14 protein-coding genes are annotated in these 17,251 nt (G+C 61.3%); 3 read left to right on the forward strand and 11 right to left on the reverse strand.

All coding sequences use genetic code 11. From position 1 onward, the window contains the following. Positions 1-124 precede the first annotated feature (124 nt). The gene (locus tag G5182_RS19485) at positions 125-631 is read left to right on the forward strand and encodes an NUDIX domain-containing protein (RefSeq protein ID WP_227341338.1); all 507 of its coding nucleotides are present in this window, start codon (positions 125-127) and stop codon (positions 629-631) included. Between the two features lie 132 nt (positions 632-763). Next, positions 764-2,926 carry an AsmA family protein gene (locus tag G5182_RS19490; RefSeq protein WP_421254649.1) on the forward strand — a complete coding sequence of 721 codons (2,163 nt, stop codon included), beginning with the start codon at positions 764-766 and terminating at the stop codon, positions 2,924-2,926. 173 nt (positions 2,927-3,099) lie between these two features. Here G5182_RS19490 and glnE read toward each other — a convergent pair whose 3' ends face one another. From glnE to G5182_RS19535, 9 genes are all read right to left on the reverse strand, one after another. Continuing rightward, positions 3,100-5,973 (reverse strand): bifunctional [glutamate--ammonia ligase]-adenylyl-L-tyrosine phosphorylase/[glutamate--ammonia-ligase] adenylyltransferase, encoded by a 2,874-nt coding sequence (gene glnE, locus G5182_RS19495; protein WP_421254650.1) that lies wholly within the window; start codon positions 5,971-5,973, stop codon positions 3,100-3,102. 187 nt (positions 5,974-6,160) lie between these two features. Next, complete coding sequence (locus tag G5182_RS19500; RefSeq protein WP_005343409.1) at positions 6,161-7,504, reverse strand: NCS2 family permease; 1,344 nt, start codon at positions 7,502-7,504, stop codon at positions 6,161-6,163. Positions 7,505-7,768: 264 nt separating this feature from the next. Beyond that, a complete protein-coding gene (locus tag G5182_RS19505) occupies positions 7,769-8,098 on the reverse strand; it encodes a hypothetical protein (RefSeq protein WP_216951990.1) in 330 nt (109 codons plus the stop codon). Between the two features lie 93 nt (positions 8,099-8,191). Further along, a complete protein-coding gene (ettA, locus tag G5182_RS19510) occupies positions 8,192-9,859 on the reverse strand; it encodes an energy-dependent translational throttle protein EttA (RefSeq protein ID WP_005338959.1) in 1,668 nt (555 codons plus the stop codon). Between the two features lie 187 nt (positions 9,860-10,046). Beyond that, complete coding sequence (locus tag G5182_RS19515; RefSeq protein WP_216951989.1) at positions 10,047-10,877, reverse strand: 5'-methylthioadenosine nucleosidase; 831 nt, start codon at positions 10,875-10,877, stop codon at positions 10,047-10,049. 107 nt (positions 10,878-10,984) lie between these two features. Continuing rightward, positions 10,985-11,842 (reverse strand): lytic transglycosylase domain-containing protein, encoded by an 858-nt coding sequence (locus tag G5182_RS19520; protein WP_421254651.1) that lies wholly within the window; start codon positions 11,840-11,842, stop codon positions 10,985-10,987. 155 nt (positions 11,843-11,997) lie between these two features. Beyond that, a complete protein-coding gene (locus G5182_RS19525; RefSeq protein ID WP_043822919.1) occupies positions 11,998-12,186 on the reverse strand; it encodes a hypothetical protein in 189 nt (62 codons plus the stop codon). Positions 12,187-12,390: 204 nt separating this feature from the next. Further along, positions 12,391-12,996 carry a DUF2076 domain-containing protein gene (locus G5182_RS19530; protein ID WP_245094942.1) on the reverse strand — a complete coding sequence of 202 codons (606 nt, stop codon included), beginning with the start codon at positions 12,994-12,996 and terminating at the stop codon, positions 12,391-12,393. 110 nt (positions 12,997-13,106) lie between these two features. Next, positions 13,107-14,120 carry an NAD-dependent epimerase gene (locus G5182_RS19535; RefSeq protein ID WP_337073559.1) on the reverse strand — a complete coding sequence of 338 codons (1,014 nt, stop codon included), beginning with the start codon at positions 14,118-14,120 and terminating at the stop codon, positions 13,107-13,109. Positions 14,121-14,429: 309 nt separating this feature from the next. On the opposite strand from G5182_RS19535, the gene G5182_RS19540 reads away from it, so the two are divergent. Continuing rightward, positions 14,430-15,041 (forward strand): YitT family protein, encoded by a 612-nt coding sequence (locus G5182_RS19540; RefSeq protein ID WP_005349421.1) that lies wholly within the window; start codon positions 14,430-14,432, stop codon positions 15,039-15,041. A 101-nt stretch (positions 15,042-15,142) separates the two neighbouring features. Here G5182_RS19540 and G5182_RS19545 read toward each other — a convergent pair whose 3' ends face one another. Continuing rightward, positions 15,143-16,189 (reverse strand): ABC transporter ATP-binding protein, encoded by a 1,047-nt coding sequence (locus G5182_RS19545; RefSeq protein ID WP_263085580.1) that lies wholly within the window; start codon positions 16,187-16,189, stop codon positions 15,143-15,145. After that, positions 16,186-17,244, reverse strand: a complete 1,059-nt coding sequence (locus G5182_RS19550; protein WP_257696655.1) for an ABC transporter ATP-binding protein — start codon at positions 17,242-17,244, stop codon at positions 16,186-16,188. The genes G5182_RS19545 and G5182_RS19550 overlap by 4 nt, the downstream gene beginning before the upstream one ends. Positions 17,245-17,251 lie beyond the last annotated feature (7 nt).

The raw sequence follows: 17,251 nt of genomic DNA on the forward strand, positions 1-17,251 counted from the left end.
CATGATGGTAGACCTCAAGGTGATGGCCTACTTCAAGATTAGCCTTTCAACACGTAATTGGGACAGAGCCATAAAAACGGTCACAACAGCGTAAAATGGTGCTTTATTTCGTCGGAGATAGCCCATGTTTTGTCCAAAATGCGGTGGTCAAACCTTGCAGAGCGTCAGCCCTAAAGAGTTTCTCTGTGGCTGCGGTTTTCATTTTTTCCAGAATGTGGCGACGGCGGTGATGGTGGCGCTTTGCTGGCAGGATGAGGTGCTGGTTGCGGTGCGTGCCCGCAATCCGGGCAAGGGGTTGCTGGATCTGCCGGGCGGATTTGTCGATCCCGGCGAGTCGCTGGAGGAGGCACTGGTGCGCGAGTTGCAGGAGGAGCTGGGGCTCGATGTCAGCGCTCATCCTTGTACCTATCTCGGTTCCTTTCCCAATATCTATCTCTACGATGGCATCACCTATCACACCTGTGACACCTTTTTCGCTATCAAGCTGAGTGAAAAACCGTTCATCCAGCCGGCTGACGATGTGGCCGCCTGTCAGTGGCTGAAGATCAGCGATATTCCCTTGCCCCGCTTTGCTTTCGAATCGACGCGCACCGCGGTGGCGCGGCTGCAGCAATCCTCTTTGCAAGCCTGATCCCTGCTGATGACGATGGGGATTGGCAGCGACCATCCCTGTCTCATCCTTGTCCACTTTTGTCCCGCAGACGCCATTCGTCAGACGGTGAGTGGTATAGTCAGCAGTGGATCCGGATTCAAGGAGCATATCGTGAAGAAGATAGTTCTCATCTTGCTCGGCATCGCCGTGGCAGCCTTGCTGGCCATAGTGACGTTGATAAGCCTTATCGACCCCAATCAATTCAAGCCCCAACTGGCTGAACAGGTGCGCAAGAGCACGGGTCGGGAGCTGGTGATGGCGGGGGAGATTGACTGGCGTTTCTGGCCGAGTCTCGGCCTCTCGCTGGAGAAGGTCGCTCTGCGCAATCCGGCCGGTTTTGCCGAGCCGGATCTGGTTCGTTTCGAGCAGGGCGAGGCCTCGGTGGCCCTGTTGCCGCTGCTCTCCCATCGTCTGGAGATCGGCAAGGTGACCCTGAGTGGCGCCCATCTCTTTATCCAGACCAAGGCGGATGGCAGCTCCAATCTGAGCGGACTGCTCAAAGATGCCACTGCTGATGCAAGCGAACCGGTCGTTCCCGCAGCCCCAGCGCCAACCGCTGATAGCAAGCCCTGGCAGATCAGCTTGCAGGGTGTCGCGCTCTCCCAGGCCAGTGCGCTGGTACAGGATGATCGCAGCGGCACGTCGCTGCGACTGGATCGCCTCGATCTCGATATGGGGCAACTGGCCACCGGTCAGTGGGTACCCGTGACGCTGGCCGCCAAGGGGAGTGCCGACAAGCTCGCTTTCGACGTTAAAGGGCAGACCCAGATCAAGCTGGCGCAGGAGGTGATGGCGAGTGAGCTGAAAGATCTGAGCCTCAGCGGCAGCCTGAGTGACCCGTCTCTGCGACTCGACAGTTTCTCCATCAAGGGAGACCGACTGGCCCTTGGTGAGTGGAGCAACCTCACGTTGGCGCTGAAAGGAGCCAAGGGTGAGGGGCAGCAAGCTTCACTGGCTGGTTCGCTGGAAGGAACGCTCAAGGGACGGCTCGATAAAGAGATGAAGCTGGCCGAGCTCTCCGATGTGCTGCTGACGGCTGCGCTGGAAGGTGATGCGCTGCCGCGCCCGCAGATGAAGCTGAAACTGGCCGGGTTTGCCCGTGCCGAGCTCGACAAGGAGTTGATTACCCTGAGCAAGCTGGTGATGAGTGCTGATGAGGCGCTGCTGAGTGGTGATGGAACCGTGCAGCTTGGCGCTGTTCCCTCGATCAGCTTCGATCTCAAGGGGGAGAAGCTGGATCTCGACAAATGGCTCGCCAGATCGGCACCGACCACACCAGCGCAGGCGAGAGAGGACAAACCAACGGTCGGTGCTTCCAATACCGCTGCAACTGGCGATAAAGAAGCAACCGGCAAGCGCGAAGCCCTCTCCGCGGTTGAACCGGATCTGGGCGCGCTCAAAGGTGTGGATCTGGATGGTCGGTTGCAACTCGGTAGCCTGCGCCTGAAAGGGCTGGATCTCGGTACTGTCGATCTGCAGGTGGTTTTGGCCAAGGGACTGCTGACGCTCAAACAGTTCAGCGCGACCGTGGCGGGCGGTCAGGTAAGCGCGAAAGGGGTTCTCGACGCACGCCAGCAACCCGCCACCTACAAGGTGCACAAGCAGGTGGCCGGAGTGAACATTCGTCCCTTGCTGCAGACTCTGGCCCAGAGCGATCTGCTGGAGGGTAAGGGCGATCTCGATGTGCAGGTGCAGGGGCGTGGTCTCTCTCCTCTGGCACTGCGCAACGGAATGCAGGGCAAGGTGACCTTGAAGCTGAGCGACGGCGCCCTGCATGGCATCAACCTGCCGGAGATGATCCGCGAGGCGCGGGCCACCCTCACCGGCAAGGGGGCCGAGCAGGTGAAGGAGGCGCGCAAGACCGACTTCAGCGCCCTCACCGCCAGCTTCCAGATTGCCGACGGCATCGCCCGTAGCAACGACATCCAGCTCTTTGCCCCCGCCTTGCGGGTCAAGGGCGAGGGGCAGACGGCGCTGGTGCTGGAGAGCCTCGACTTCCTGTTCCTCACCTCCATTGTCGAGAGCAGCAAGGGGCAGGGGGGCAAGGATGTGGATGAGCTGAAGGAGATCACCATTCCGGTGCGGATCGGCGGTCACTGGCAAGCCCCCAGCTACCAGCTCGATGTGAAGGCGCTGCTTAGCAACAACAAGCTGCTGGAGGATAAGGCGCGCAAGGAGGCCGAACGCGGCCTCAAGAAGCTGCTGGGTGACAAGGCCGACAACGAGGCCGTCAAAGGGGTGGCCGACCAGCTGCTCAAGGGCTTGTTCAAATAGCCCCAGCCTTTCGTTTTATCCCAATGCAGAGCCCGCCCCGTGCGGGCTCTTTCTTATTGTGGAGACCGTTCTGTGAGTGTCGTATCGGACTAGGCATTGGCCTGGCAACTCTATAGGGAAGGGCCCGCCTGAATTGCTTCAGGCGGGCCCCTTTTCATTGCCGCTGGCGGGAATTACTCCCCCAGCAGGGTTTGCCAGACGGCGAGCACATGGCTGCGCTCACTCTGCAGCTGATCGTCGCTCACCTTGCGGGAGATCTCCGAGAGGTTGAGGCGATGGCCGAGGTTGCGGATCTCCAGATAGGCCTGCTTCAGCCCCTCCGCCTGCTCCAGCGTCAGCACCCCCGCCATCACGCACTCGTCGAAGATGCGCACGTTATCGGACCAGCGGGTGAGGGCATCGGGCTCGCCGCAGGCGTGGGCCAGCACCAGATACTGGGCGATGAACTCGATATCCACCATGCCGCCGGGGGACTGCTTGAGATCGAACTCGCCGGCGCCGGCCTTGAGCAGGTGATCCCGCATCTTCTGGCGCATCTCGCGCACCTCGCGGGCCAGAGTCGGCAGATCCCGCTCCCTGGCCAGCACATCGCGGCGGATGCGGGCAAACTCGGCAACGATGGCGTCATCGCCATAGATGGGGCGGGCCCGCACCAGCGCCTGATGCTCCCAGGTCCACGCCTCGTTTTGCTGGTACTGCTCGTAGGCCGACAGCGACGAGACCAGCAGGCCGGAGTCGCCGGAGGGGCGCAGCCGCATGTCGATCTCGTAGAGGATCCCGGAAGGGGTGCGGGTGCTGAACAGGTGCAGGATCCGCTGTGCCAGACGCAGGTAGAACTGGCGGCTGTCGATGGGCTTGCGGCCGTCGGTGTAGCTGTTGGGGTCGCCGCCGTGCAGGAACACCAGATCGAGATCCGAGCCGTAACCGAGCTCGATGCCGCCCAGCTTGCCATAGGCCACCACCGCAAAGCCGCGCTGGCCGCTCAGCGCCACCTCGGGCGGCACCCCGTAGCGCTCGCTCATCTGGGCCCAGGCCTGATTGACCACCTCTTCGGTGATCGCCTCCGCCAGCCAGGTGAGGTGGTCGCTCACCTTCATCAGCGGCAGGGCGCCAGCGATATCGGCCGCCACGATGCGCAGCAGCTGCACCTGCTTGAACTGACGCAGCGCCTCCATCTGCTGCTCCACGTCCTCTTCGGGGATGCGCAGCAGGAACTGGCGCAGCTGGGGCTTGTACTGATCGAGCGGGGTGGGGTGGTAGAGGTGCTGGGGATCGAGCAGCTCGTCCAGCAAAATCGGGTAGCGGGCCAGCTGTTCACTCACCAGATGGCTGGCGTCGCACAGCCGTACCAGCTGGCGCAGGGCGCCCGGGTTTTCCGCCAGCAGCTGCAGATAGGCGCTGCGGGTGAAGATGCGGGTCAGCAACTCGCACACCCGCTCGAACAGGCGGGCGGGCTGCTCGCTGGCCACCACCAGTCGCAGCAACTCCGGCATCAGCCAATCCAGCGCGATACGCCCCTGCGGGCCGACCTGACGGCGTTTGTACTCCTCTTTGAAACGCAGCAGCGCAGCGCAGAGCGGGGCGGGCTCGGCCACCCCCTGCGCGGTCAGCAGTTTTTCCAGCTCGGTGGCGTCGAGCTCGGTACGCCAGAGATCGAGCCAGAGCTGCTCCAGATGGGCGGGTGCCTCTTTCTCTTCCCCCACCACGGCGGCGAACTCCTGATGGACGGCGGCCATCTCCTCATCGAGATGAGCCATAAAGGCGCCCCAGTCAGCAAAACCCAGAGCCGCGATCAGCCGCTGGCGATCCCGCTCCTCGGTGGGCAGGGTCTGGGTCTGCTGATCGCCGATCTCCTGCAATATGTTCTCGACCCGACGCAGGAAGCGATAGGCCTGCAGCAGGCGATCGCAATGGGCAGATTCGAGGGCGCCACATTGGGCGATGGCGGCCAGCGCCTCCGGCAGGTGGCGCACCCGCAGCGCCGGTTCACGACCGCCGCGAATAAGTTGCAGCGCCTGGGCGATAAACTCCACCTCGCGAATGCCGCCAGCCCCCAGCTTGATGTTGCCCTCCAGCCCCTTGCGGCGCACCTCGGCGGCGATCATCGCCTTCATCTGGCGCAGGCCGTCGATAACGCCGAAGTCGATATAGCGGCGAAACACGAAGGGGCGCAGCATTTCGGCGAGCTCCACTGCGTGCTCGCATTGGGGGCCCAGCACCCGCGCCTTGACCATGGCGTAGCGCTCCCAGTTGCGGCCGTGGTGCTGGTAATAATCCTCCATGGCGGCGAAGGAGATGGCGAGCGGGCCCGCATCGCCAAAGGGGCGTAAGCGCATATCGACCCGGAACACCTGACCATCCTGGGTGGGCTGGTGGAGGGCGTTGATGATGCGCTGGCCCAGCTTGATAAAAAACTGCTGGTTGGCGAGCTCGCGTCGCCCGCCAACCGTGTAGCCGTTCTCGGGGAAGGTGAAGATAAGGTCGATATCCGAGGAGAAGTTGAGCTCGCCACCACCCAGCTTGCCCATACCGAGAATGAGCAGCGGCTGCGGGTTGCCATTGCCGTCCATCGGGGTGCCCAGCTCGCCACACTGTTTGGCGTAGAGCCAGTCGCGGGCGGAGCAGATGAGGGCATCCGCCAGTTTGGTGAGGTGGATAAAGCTCTCTTCCACTTCAGAGTGGCCCAGCAGTTCGCGCCAGGCGATCACCAGCATGCGGCTGCGGCGGAACTGGCGCAGGATGCGCTTGAGCGCCTCTTCATCGCTTACCTCGGCGAGCAGGGCGGTCAGATCGTGCTGGTAAGCGGGCCAGCGTTCGGTTCGTTCGAGATCACCGGAGGCGAGCAGTTCGGTCAGCAACTCCGGCTGTTTGAAGAGGGAGTCGGCGACAAAATCGGAGAGGCCGAGCAGGGTCAGCAGGGTCTGGCGAACGGGCTCGGGCAGCGAGCCATAGTCGGGGGCCAGCTCGACCAGTCGCTGCCATTGGCGCTCGGCCTGTTCTTGCAGCAGGGGGGAGAAGGCGGAGAAAGAGGGAGAGTGCTGGGCCACGGTTGCCGTCCTTGTGGTTCACGACAGCGGGTTAACGACACGAGGTTAACAACGCTGCCGGTTCAAAATGGTGGCTGCCAATCTAGCACTGTCAGGCCCCCGCGTCACAGCGCAGGGGCGAGAAGCATGATCCGGCAAATAAAAATGGGCTCCCTGTCGGGAGCCCATCGGATTGCGCTGGTCATTATCAGTGGCTATCGACCCAGACGAACTTGAGCACGAACAGCAGGGCCACCACCAGCACGCAGGGGTTGATCTCGCGCCAGCGGCCGGTACCCGCCTTCATCACGCAGTAGGAGATAAAGCCGACGGCGATCCCCTCGGTGATGGAGAAGCTGAACGGCATCATGACGGCGGTCATAAAGGCCGGTACCGCTTCGGTCAAATCTTCCCACTTCACCCGGGTCAGCTCGGAGCACATCAGCACGCCCACATAGATAAGGGCGCCAGCGGCAGCATAGGCCGGCACCATGGCGGCGACCGGGGAGAAGAAGATAGCCAGCAGGAACAGCAGGCCGACCACGATGGCGGTCAGACCGGTACGGCCGCCGACGGCGACGCCGGAGCTGCTCTCGATAAAGGCGGTGACCGAGGAGGTGCCCATGAAGGCGCCGCCGACGGAGCTCACGCTATCCACCATCAGCGCCTGTTTCATGCGCGGGAAGTGGCCCTTGTCATCGGCCAGCTTGGCGCGGTTGGTGACGCCGATCAGGGTGCCGGAAGAGTCAAACAGGTTGACCAGCATAAAGGAGAAGATGATGCCGGCCAGGCTGATGTCGAGCGAACCCATCAGATCCAGCTGGCCGAACACTGGCTCGATGCTGGGGGGCATGGAGACGAAGCCCTTGAAGGTGACATCGCCAAACAGCCAGCCCAGACCCGTGGTGACCACGATGGCGATCAGCACGGCGGAATGAACGCCGCGGGCGGAGAAGATGCAGATCAGGAAGAAACCGAGCAGACCCAGCAGGCAGGGCAGGGAGGTGAGATTGCCCACGGTCACCATGGTCGCGGGGCTGGCCACAACGATCCCGGCGTTGTGCAGGCCGAGCAGGGCGATCAGCAGACCGATACCGGCGGTGATGCCAACCCGCAGGGTGAGCGGAATGTTGCCGATCAGCCAGTAGCGCACCCGCAGCAGGGTGAGGATCAACAGACCCATGGCACCCCAGAAGATGGTGCCCATGCCCACTTGCCAGGAGTAACCCATGCCGGCGACCACCACGAAGGCGAAGAATGCGTTGAGGCCCATGGCGGGGGCCAGCGCGATCGGCAGGTTGGCCAACAGGCCCATCAGGATGCTGCCGATACCGGCGATGAGGCAGGTGGTGACGAACACGGCCTGGGTGTCCATGCCCGCAGCAGAGAGGATCTGCGGGTTGACGAACACGATATAGACCATGGTCAGGAAGGTGGTGATACCTGCGATCACTTCGGTGCGGGCGGTAGTGCCATGGCCTTGCAGGGCAAACAGGCGCTCAAGCAATCCTTGCCCGGCGGCCTGATTGGCAGCTTGGTGTTGTTGATTCATGTTGGATTCCAATAGGTGACGTGAAATAAGCAGCAGGGGAACGGGCTATCCCATCCATGCGGGGTAAATTGCCCTGTTTCTGGCGGTTAAGTAACCAGACTCGTCCTGATACCGTGACAGCGCGCACATTTTTACACAGGCGGCGCCGTTTACAAACCCCGGATCTGCGAAGCAGATCAATGAATAGAGTAAAAATTCAAACGTTTGCTTTTTGAGCAAGAAAAAAGGTTCTCAGCAGAGAACCTTTTATCGAAAATTGGAGGCTTAAAGGGTTTTGAAGTAGCGCTCGACCAGCTGGGCCAGCACCGAGTCGAGCCGGTCTTGCACTTCACCCAGTTCACGGCCGAAGCGGCGCAGAAACAGGCTTGCCTGCTCTTCGGTCAGCTTGCGCCCCTCGATAAAGAACTCTTGCTCCGGCAGCTGCTTGTCATAGCGGGGGATCAGCACCCAGCTCACCAGCTCGGGCTCCACGGCGGCAAAAATCTTGGCAGCAGCGGCACAGAAGGTCTCTATATGTGTCTTGCCATCCGGCCCGAGACAACCCGGTTCAACCCGGATCTGGATGGTGAGTTTTTTCTCTATGGGGGTCGTCATCGTGCTACATCCATGCAAAGGCATCCGTCTAGGATTGTAAGCCAAAAGACAACAGAAAGGGGAGCCGGAGCTCCCCTCAACACGCAGTCAGCCTTATTTGGCGATGCGCTTGTACTTGGCGCGATGGGGCTGGATCGCCTCGGCGCCGTAGGTCTTCTTCTTCCACTCTTCGTATTCGGTAAAGTTACCTTCGAAGAACTCGATCTTGCCCTCATCCTGATAGTCCAGGATGTGAGTGGCGATACGGTCGAGGAACCAGCGGTCGTGGGAGATGACCATGGCACAACCCGGGAACTCCAGCAGGGCGTTCTCGAGGGCGCGCAGGGTTTCGATATCCAGATCGTTGGTCGGTTCATCCAGCAGCAGCACGTTGCCGCCGGTCTGCAGCAGCTTGGCCAGGTGCAGACGACCGCGCTCACCACCGGAGAGTTCGCCAACCCGCTTCTGCTGGTCGGAACCCTTGAAGTTGAAGCGGCCGATATAGGCGCGGCTCGGGAACTCGTAGTTGCCGATGCGCAGGATATCCTGACCGTCAGCGACCTCTTCGAAGACCGTCTTCTTGTCATCCATGCTGTCGCGGAACTGATCGACAGAGGCCAGCACCACGGTTTCACCCAGGGTGATGGCGCCGGAATCCGGCTGCTCCTGACCCGACATCATGCGGAACAGGGTCGACTTACCGGCACCGTTCGGGCCGATGATGCCGACGATGGCACCCTTCGGAATGGCAAACGACAGATCGTCGATCAGCACCCGATCACCGTAGGATTTGCGCAGGTTGGCCACTTCCACCACCTTGTCGCCGAGGCGCGGTCCGGGCGGAATGAACAGCTCGTTGGTCTCGTTGCGCTTCTGGTAGTCGTTGGTGTTGAGCTCTTCGAAGCGAGCCATACGGGCCTTGGACTTGGCCTGACGCCCTTTCGGGTTTTGACGAACCCACTCCAGCTCTTTCTCGATGGACTTGCGACGGGCCGCTTCGGAACTGGCTTCCTGCGCCAGACGGGCGTCCTTCTGCTCCAGCCAGGAGGAGTAGTTGCCTTCCCACGGGATACCCTCGCCGCGGTCCAGCTCCAGGATCCAGCCTGCCACATTGTCGAGGAAGTAACGGTCGTGGGTGATGGCCACAACAGTGCCTTCATAGTCGTGCAGGAAGCGCTCCAGCCAGGCCACGGATTCCGCATCCAGGTGGTTGGTCGGTTCGTCCAGCAGCAGCATGTCCGGCTTTTCCAGCAGCAGACGGCAGAGCGCCACACGGCGGCGCTCACCACCGGAGAGGTGTTTGATCTTGGCATCCCAGGCCGGCAGGCGCAGGGCGTCGGCCGCGCGCTCCAGCTGGTTTTCCATGTTGTGGCCGCCCTGGGCCTGGATGATGGCTTCCAGCTCGCCCTGTTCGCGGGCCAGCTTGTCAAAGTCGGCATCCGGGTCGGCGTAGGCCGCATAGACCTCGTCTAGGCGGGCCATGGCGCGTTTCACCTCGCCAACGGCCTCTTCGACCGCTTCGCGTACGGTCTGCTCCGGCTCCAGCTTCGGCTCCTGCGGCAGGTAGCCGATCTTGATGCCGGGCTGTGGACGGGCTTCCCCTTCGATCTCGGTGTCGATGCCCGCCATGATGCGCAGCAGAGTCGATTTACCGGCGCCGTTCAGACCCAGCACGCCGATCTTGGCGCCCGGGAAGAAGCTCAAGGAGATGTTCTTGAGAATATGACGCTTGGGCGGCACTACCTTGCCGACCCGGTTCATGGTGTAAATAAATTGAGCCATTGGCTAATTCTCTTCCTTTTCAGCAGGTTAATGTCTTGGCATTAACAGACTGATGTCGTGGTGGGGCCTGGTCGACACAGGTCAACCCGGTTCCAAAAAACGTTCCGATTGTAAACCAATGGGCAAGGGGGGGCAAAGATGGGGGGGGGAAGATAGGCCGCCTGTCATGACGGCCTCTTATAGGGCCTTATGCCTTGTGGAAACTGTTGATCAGCGCGTTTGCGTAATCAATGACAAATTGCTGGCAGTGGATGGCAGTCTGCGGGTCAAACTCTTCACCGTGGAGATCGGTATTGGAGAGTACCCGGATGCCGACAAAGGGTACCTTGTAGGCCTCAGCCACTAGGGCGGCGGAGGAGGTTTCCATCTCTTCCGCGGCGGTCTGGTAGGTCTGATGCAGCCAGTTGATGCGCGCTACCTGTCGGTTCCACTCATCGGCGGTGCCAATGATGCCGCCTACTACTCGGCCGTGGCGATAGCGATCGGCCATACCGAGGGCGCGGCCAATCAGCTCGGGATCGCCAGCGAACGAGCTGTGCTCCACCAGCTTGCCGTTATCGCGCAGACGCATGGTGACCTCGAAGTTGTGCCATTTGCTCGGATCGACGCCTTGCTCGGCGGGCATCAGGTCACTGCGATAGGCTCCCATGTTGAAGCTCTTGGTGCCGATAACGATATCGCCCCGGTGCAGTGCCGGATCATGGCCTCCTGCCGTACCCTGATTGATGATGAGACGCGGCTTGAAACGCTCAATCGCCAACGTGGTGGCGGCAGCGGCATTGGCCAGACCCACCTCGGTGCGGGAGATGACCACCGGATAGTCCGAGATAGTACCCTGCCAGTATGTCCAGGCCCCCACAGTCAGCTCCGTCTTGTCTTTCAGTGCGGCAACGAGAGTTTCGACTTCGACGTCCATCGCCCCCTGGATCAGGATGGGGGCCGGGGTGGCCGCCATCACGCTGGAGGAGAGGAGGGCAAAGAGGGTGAGCAGGCGCGAACAGCGTTTGATGATATTCATGGGATACCTGTAGGGCTGGCGAGAAAGCGCCGGATCCTACCGAAAGGAAAACGGTTGCGCAATGTTGGTGCGTGTTTTGTCAGTAACGGACATGCTGATGAATGGCCTCAGGGCTGCTTGTGGCCAGCGAAGTAGAGCACCCGTTTTACATACTCCTGTGTTTCGTCATAGGGTGGGATCCCGCCATAGCGTTCCACCGCTTTTTCCCCGGCATTGTAGGCCGCCGAGATCAGTACCCAGTCGCCATCGAAGCGGCGATCCAGCCATTTGAGATAACTGACGCCACCCTTGATGTTCTGGGCTGGATCGAATGGCCGGGTTACCCCGAACCGTTGCTGGGTTTCGGGGATCAGCTGCATTAGCCCCTGAGCATTCTTGGGCGAAACGGCGCGGCTGTTGAGATTGGATTCGGCGATGGCAATCGCCAGTACCAGCCGGGCATCCACTTTATGGTGTTTGGCTGCGTGACGCAGCATGGTGACCAGCTTTTGCTTGGCGGGGGGCTGGCGGGCAACCCAGGAGTCGACATTGAAGGGGGCGGAAGGGAGCCCGGCCAGATAGCCACCCTGACCGCCACGGATCCCCATGCCACACCGCTCCCCCATAGGGGCATTGCCGATGCGGGCGTTGTAGTAACGGGCGGCCTGTTGGTTACCCAGGCGCATTGCCATGGCGAGGTAGCTGTTGGCCAGCTTTGCGCTGCGTACCGAGGCGGGGCCGGTGGCGAGCAGGCGGCCGATCCGGAAATAACCTTCGGGATTGCCGGTGCTGGCGGCGACACAGTAGAAGGCGATGGCTTTTTGCAGATTGCCGTGTTGCTGGGCCACTTGACCCTGCTTGATCGCCGTCAGCGCCTTGGGGGCCTGTCTGAAATCCCTGCCTTGTGCCATCGCCCGCGGCGTACCTGCCAGTAACAACGACAAAAAAAGCAGCAAAAACAGTCCGTTTTCGCTGATGTGCCTCATGGGTTATCTCCTGTTTGAGTACAGAAGATATAGAGGAACATGGTTATTATCGCCACGAACCCAGTGGATCCTGTTGTTATAGCCGGTTGATTTCAGAGAGCAAAACGGTATGGAACTAACGGCATCTCGACAGTTTCACACCATTTTTCATCCGGTTAAAAGTCGTGGTGATACTCCTGCTCATCCAGCACGGCGGGAGGAAGCGCGCGATAGAAGCTGCCAATTTCGCTGACAACCCAGAGCGAAAGCAGGGCCAGCAGGCTGAGCAGGGGAAGCAGAGAGTGGCTCTGGGTCAGGGCATAGGCCGCAATGGCGGCACCGGTCAAAAGCAGGGTTCGGATCATGAGGTGGCTCCTTGTCGTCATGGGGGTGTTGCGTGGCCACGGACAGAGCGCCTGGGGTCGGGAGTTGTTCCCGGGTGGCACGAAGCGCGCTGAGTATATCGCGTCATGCCGCTGCCGATCCGTGGTGTCATCACACTTTCCATAGTCATGGGTTTCGTATCGAGTTGGGCCCCGCCAGATGCGGGGCCAGTAATGGTTTGACGGTCAGAAGAAACCGCCGTTGTTATCGTCACTGTCGGCCCAGCCGCCACTCAGGTTATCGTCGTCGAGAAAACTGCTGCCAACATCGGGAGGTGAATCCCAGCCGTCCCAGCGTACCGGTTCCGCATCGACCGGATTGGCAATGGGGGCAGGCTCTATTATGTCGATGATCTCCTCGGGCCGGTTGCTGTGAAACAGTCCGCCGATCATGTCGGCCAGCATCACGCCACCGGCAACCCCGGCTGCGGTTTGCAGGGCGCCCCCTAAAAAGGAGCTGGCACGGGACGCGGGCTGGGCAGGCGCGGTTGCCGGTGGCGGCGTAAAGCGCGGGGGCGTGCTGCTCTCGCTACCAAACAGGCCGGAGAGAAAACTGCCGCCGCTCGAACTGTTCTGGCTGGCCTCCAGCTCCTTGACTCGATCGTTGAGGCGGGTAAGGGCTGCCTGCTGGATCAGCAGCGCCTGGGCCATGTAGTAGGGGGCATCGGGCTGCTCTGCCAGATGCTGGCGGATCAGCTGATCCGCTTGTGGGTCTCGTTTGCTATCCCTGGCTTGCGCTTGCTTGAGGCGGTCGAACAGTCCATCGATCAGACCCTGTTCCTGTGATTGCATCTCAAATCCTCGCTATGGTGCGCAGACAGTGCGTTCAGCCATCCTAAAACCCGCGGGGCATCAGTGGTATCTGATTAACTCATCAATGACCGAGAGGCTGCCCGTGCTCGTCAGCGGACGGGCCGGTAGTAGTTGAGATACCAGCGGACAAACTCGGCAACACCTTGCTTGAGGGGCGTGGCGGGGCGCAGGCCGGTGAGGGTGTGCAGCGGCTCGCTGTCGGCCCAGGTGGCGTGCATGTCGCCTGCCTGCATCGGCTGCATCCGCTTGATGGCGGGCTTGCCGATGGCCTCTTCCAGCGCCTCGATAAAATCGAGCAGCCGCACCGGCTGGCCGTTGCCGATATTGAGGATGCGGTAGGGGGCGGCGCTCTCGGCCGCGCTCTGCTCGCTGGCATGCCAATCGGGATTGGGGCGGGGCGGCTGGTCGGCCACGGTGAGGATCCCCGCGACGATGTCGTCTATGTAGGTGAAGTCGCGGCTGAGATCGCCGTGGTTGTATACGTCGATAGGCTCGCCCGCGAGGATGGCGCGGGTGAACTTGATGATGGCCATGTCAGGCCGGCCCCAGGGGCCGTAGACGGTAAAGAAGCGCAGCCCTGTGGTGGGCAGGCCATAGAGCGCCGAATAGGCGTGGGCCATCAGCTCGCCGCTCTTTTTGGTCGCAGCGTAGAGGGAGACCGGGTGATCCACCTGCTGCGCGGTGGAGTAGGGCATCTGATCCCCCATGCCATAGACCGAGCTGGAGGAGGCGTAGATGAGGTGCTGAATCCCGTGGTGACGACACCCCTCCAGCACCGTCAGCATGCCGGTAAGGTTGCTGTCGGCATAGGCGAACGGATTGTCGATGGAGTAGCGCACCCCCGCCTGCGCCCCCAGATGGATCACCCGCTCGAAACCGTGGCTGGCAAAGAGGGCCGCCATGGCTTCACGATCCGCCAGATCCAGCCGCTCGAAGCGAAAATTGGGGAAACTGGCCAGTTGGGCCAGCCGTGCCTCTTTCAGAATCACCTCGTAGTAGTCGTTAAGGTTATCGATCCCCACCACCCGATGGCCTGCGGCGCACAGCTTGCTGGCCACATGAAAACCGATAAAACCGGCGACGCCGGTGACCAGATACGTCATGGTTGGGGTCCTGTGCAGATCATGGGGCTCCTTACGGTGATGGGAAAAGGGGGCTGCGCGCTTTGTAGCAGAGCCGGCGCGTTTGTGCCATGGCAAACCGCCTCTGACGGCGCGGCATGCTGCATCTTGGTGCAGCGAGTGTCAATGCCAGATGACAGGCACCAGAATGGGGCGTTCAGCCTGACTGTTGTGATCCTTTTCACAAAAAATAGACTGGACCCCATAACGAAGCCCTGTGGACAGGGCTCGCAGCCCGCCCGCAACGGCAGGCGACAGACACTCTCTCTTTACTTCGCTTGGATACAGGTTATGGACAACACCTCGATTCGCACTGCCCATCCCATTTATGAGGATGTGCTGGCCCTGCTGACGGCGGCCGGCTTTGTTTCCCTCGGCATCTTTCTGTTTCATCAGGTTGGCCTGCTCACTGGCGGCACCGCCGGGCTGGCGCTGTTGTTGCAAAAGGTGACCGGTATCAGCTTCGGCCTGCTGTTTTTCGGCATCAACCTGCCCTTCTATGCGCTGGCATGGCTGCGGATGGGGCCACGTTTTACCTTCAACACCTTTGTCTCGGTGGCGGCGGTCTCCTACATGACCGATCACCTCAACGGGGTGCTGCAGATCGGCAAGATAGAGCCCCTCTATGCGGCGCTGATCGGCGGCACCCTGATTGGTATGGGGCTGCTCATCATGTTTCGCCACAAGTCGAGTCTGGGGGGCTTCAACATATTGGCGCTCTTTATTCAGGATCGCTTTGGCATCCGGGCGGGCAAGCTGCAGATGGGGCTCGATTGCGCCATTGTTGTTGCCTCGTTTTTCGTGGTGCAGCCCTGGATCCTGGCGCTCTCCATCGTGGCGGCGGTCATCTGTAATCTGGTGTTGACACTCAACCACAAGCCGGGCCGTTACCAGATTGCCTGACAAGCTGCGGCAGTGGCTCGATAAGACAAGCGTGACCCGATAGCACGAGGCGGCCTGATGGCCGCCTCGTCTGTTTCTACCCTGGGGTTTGTTCGCTGCGCCTAGCTTGCCTGCTCCAGCCTGCTGTCGCCGCTCGTAGTGTTGCCACAGATGGCGCTGCCGCTGATAGAGTGACTACCGACGGCAAGCGGGGTGTGGCAAGCCACCTGATGCTGGCTCTCATCGCACACGTCGAGCTTGGGGGCCTTGTTTTTGCACAGCTCGGTCGCATGGGGGCAGCGCTGGTGGAAGTGGCAGCCGCTCGGCGGCGAGATGGGGGAGGGCACATCGCCGGTCAGCAGGATGCGCTGGCTGCGCCTGCGCGGGTCCGGCACCGGAATGGCGGAGATCAGCGCCTGGGTATAGGGGTGACGTGGCGCCAGATAAAGCGACTGGGCATCCGCCAGTTCGACGATCCGTCCCAGATACATCACTGCAATCCGATCCGAGATGTGTTTGACCACCGACAGATCGTGGGCGATGAAAATGATGGAGAGGTTCATCTCCCGCTGCAGGCTGAGCAGCAGGTTGACGATCTGCGACTGCACCGAGACATCGAGGGCCGAGACTGCCTCGTCACACACCAGCAGCTTGGGTTTGAGAGCGATGGCGCGGGCGATGCCGATCCGCTGGCGCTGACCGCCGGAAAACTCGTGGGGGTAGCGATCCACCGCGCTGTTCGGCAGGCCCACTTTTGCCAGCAGATCCTGCACCCAGCAGCGGCGCTGCTCAGTGTTGCCTTTGCCGTGGATGATGAAGGGCTCCTCCAAAATCTGGCCCACGGTGTGGCGGCTGTTGAGGGATTCTGCAGGGTCCTGAAACACCATCTGCATCTCTTGGCGCAGGGAGCGCATCTCCTTCGGGCTGAGGGCGGTGATGTCGCGCCCCTCGAAGGTGATGGTGCCCGCGGTCGGCTCGAACAGCTTGAGCAGGCTGCGCCCGAGGGTGGACTTGCCGCAGCCCGATTCACCCACCAGTCCCAGCGTCTCCCCCTGCTTGAGATCGAAGCTGATGCCATCCACCGCATGAACCGTATATTGCTTGCGCAGGAAGCCGCCTCCCAGCCGGAAGTGCTGTTTCAGATCCCTGACCGATAACAGAGTGCTCATACGGTCAACTCCTTCCAGTAGTGACAGGCGACATGGTGGCGCGGATTGAGTTGCTCCACCGCCGGAATGGCGCTGACACAGAGATCGGTCGCATGGGGGCAACGGTTGGAGAAACGGCAGCCAGCGGGCATTTCGTGCAGGGCTGGCACCTGTCCCTTGATGGTCTTGAGCAGGCTCTTGGGCTCATCCTCGAGACGCGGGATCGAGCTCATCAAGCCGTGGGTATAGGGGTGACGGGGATGGTCAAACAGCTCGAACACATCGGCCTGCTCTACCGCGCGGCCGGCGTACATCACCACCACTTCGTCGCATAGCTCAGCTACTACCCCCAGATCATGGGTGATAAAGATGATGGCCATCCCGGTCTGGGCCTGCAGCTCTTTCATCAGTTCGAGGATCTGGGCCTGAATGGTGACATCCAGCGCCGTGGTCGGCTCGTCGCAGATAAGCAGGTCTGGCTCGCAGGAGAGCGCCATGGCGATCATCACCCGCTGGCGCATACCGCCGGAGAGGTTGTGGGGATAGACAGCAAAGCGCTGGGCCGGTTCCGGGATCCCCACCTTCTGCAGCATGGCGATGGCCGCGGTTTTGCGCTGGGCCTTGTCATACTCCGGGCGATGAAGGCGAAACACCTCCATCAGCTGCTCACCGACCGTCTGCACCGGGTTGAGGGCCGTCATCGGCTCCTGAAAGATCATCGAGATGCGGTTGCCGCGCACCTTGTACATCTGATCCGGCGCAAGCGACAGCAGCTCTTCCCCCTGAAAGCGGATAGAACCGGCTACCACCTGACCGTGGGGTTTGGGCAAGAGCCCCATGATGGCGAGCGAGGTAACGCTCTTGCCACAGCCGGACTCGCCGACGATCCCCAGCGTCTGACCCGGTGCCACCTTGAAGCTGACCCCGTCGAGCACCTTGATCTTGCCGTCATCGACGGCGAACTCCACCTCGAGATCGCGTACTTCGAGGATTGGGGCTTGGTGCTGGCCGTGATCAACGGCGAACTCCCCCCCGTTATCCGGTACGTCAAGAATGGGGGCCTGAGTGTTGGGCATAACTGCT

It is taken from the genome of Aeromonas sp. 600948, from assembly GCF_049174875.1.
Lineage (GTDB): Bacteria > Pseudomonadota > Gammaproteobacteria > Enterobacterales > Aeromonadaceae > Aeromonas > Aeromonas veronii_A.

Bases quoted from the DNA above. Each gene is read 5' to 3' on its own strand.
- G5182_RS19505 (WP_216951990.1), bottom strand. From the start codon at position 8,098: ATGACGACCCCCATAGAGAAAAAACTCACCATCCAGATCCGGGTTGAA.
- G5182_RS19530 (WP_245094942.1), bottom strand. From the start codon at position 12,996: ATGCAATCACAGGAACAGGGTCTGATCGATGGACTGTTCGACCGCCTC.
- G5182_RS19540 (WP_005349421.1), top strand. From the start codon at position 14,430: ATGGACAACACCTCGATTCGCACTGCCCATCCCATTTATGAGGATGTG.
- G5182_RS19515 (WP_216951989.1), bottom strand. From the start codon at position 10,877: ATGAATATCATCAAACGCTGTTCGCGCCTGCTCACCCTCTTTGCCCTC.
- G5182_RS19535 (WP_337073559.1), bottom strand. From the start codon at position 14,120: ATGACGTATCTGGTCACCGGCGTCGCCGGTTTTATCGGTTTTCATGTG.
- G5182_RS19500 (WP_005343409.1), bottom strand. From the start codon at position 7,504: ATGAATCAACAACACCAAGCTGCCAATCAGGCCGCCGGGCAAGGATTG.
- G5182_RS19485 (WP_227341338.1), top strand. From the start codon at position 125: ATGTTTTGTCCAAAATGCGGTGGTCAAACCTTGCAGAGCGTCAGCCCT.
- G5182_RS19520 (WP_421254651.1), bottom strand. From the start codon at position 11,842: ATGAGGCACATCAGCGAAAACGGACTGTTTTTGCTGCTTTTTTTGTCG.
- G5182_RS19525 (WP_043822919.1), bottom strand. From the start codon at position 12,186: ATGATCCGAACCCTGCTTTTGACCGGTGCCGCCATTGCGGCCTATGCC.
- ettA (WP_005338959.1), bottom strand. From the start codon at position 9,859: ATGGCTCAATTTATTTACACCATGAACCGGGTCGGCAAGGTAGTGCCG.
- G5182_RS19550 (WP_257696655.1), bottom strand. From the start codon at position 17,244: ATGCCCAACACTCAGGCCCCCATTCTTGACGTACCGGATAACGGGGGG.
- G5182_RS19545 (WP_263085580.1), bottom strand. From the start codon at position 16,189: ATGAGCACTCTGTTATCGGTCAGGGATCTGAAACAGCACTTCCGGCTG.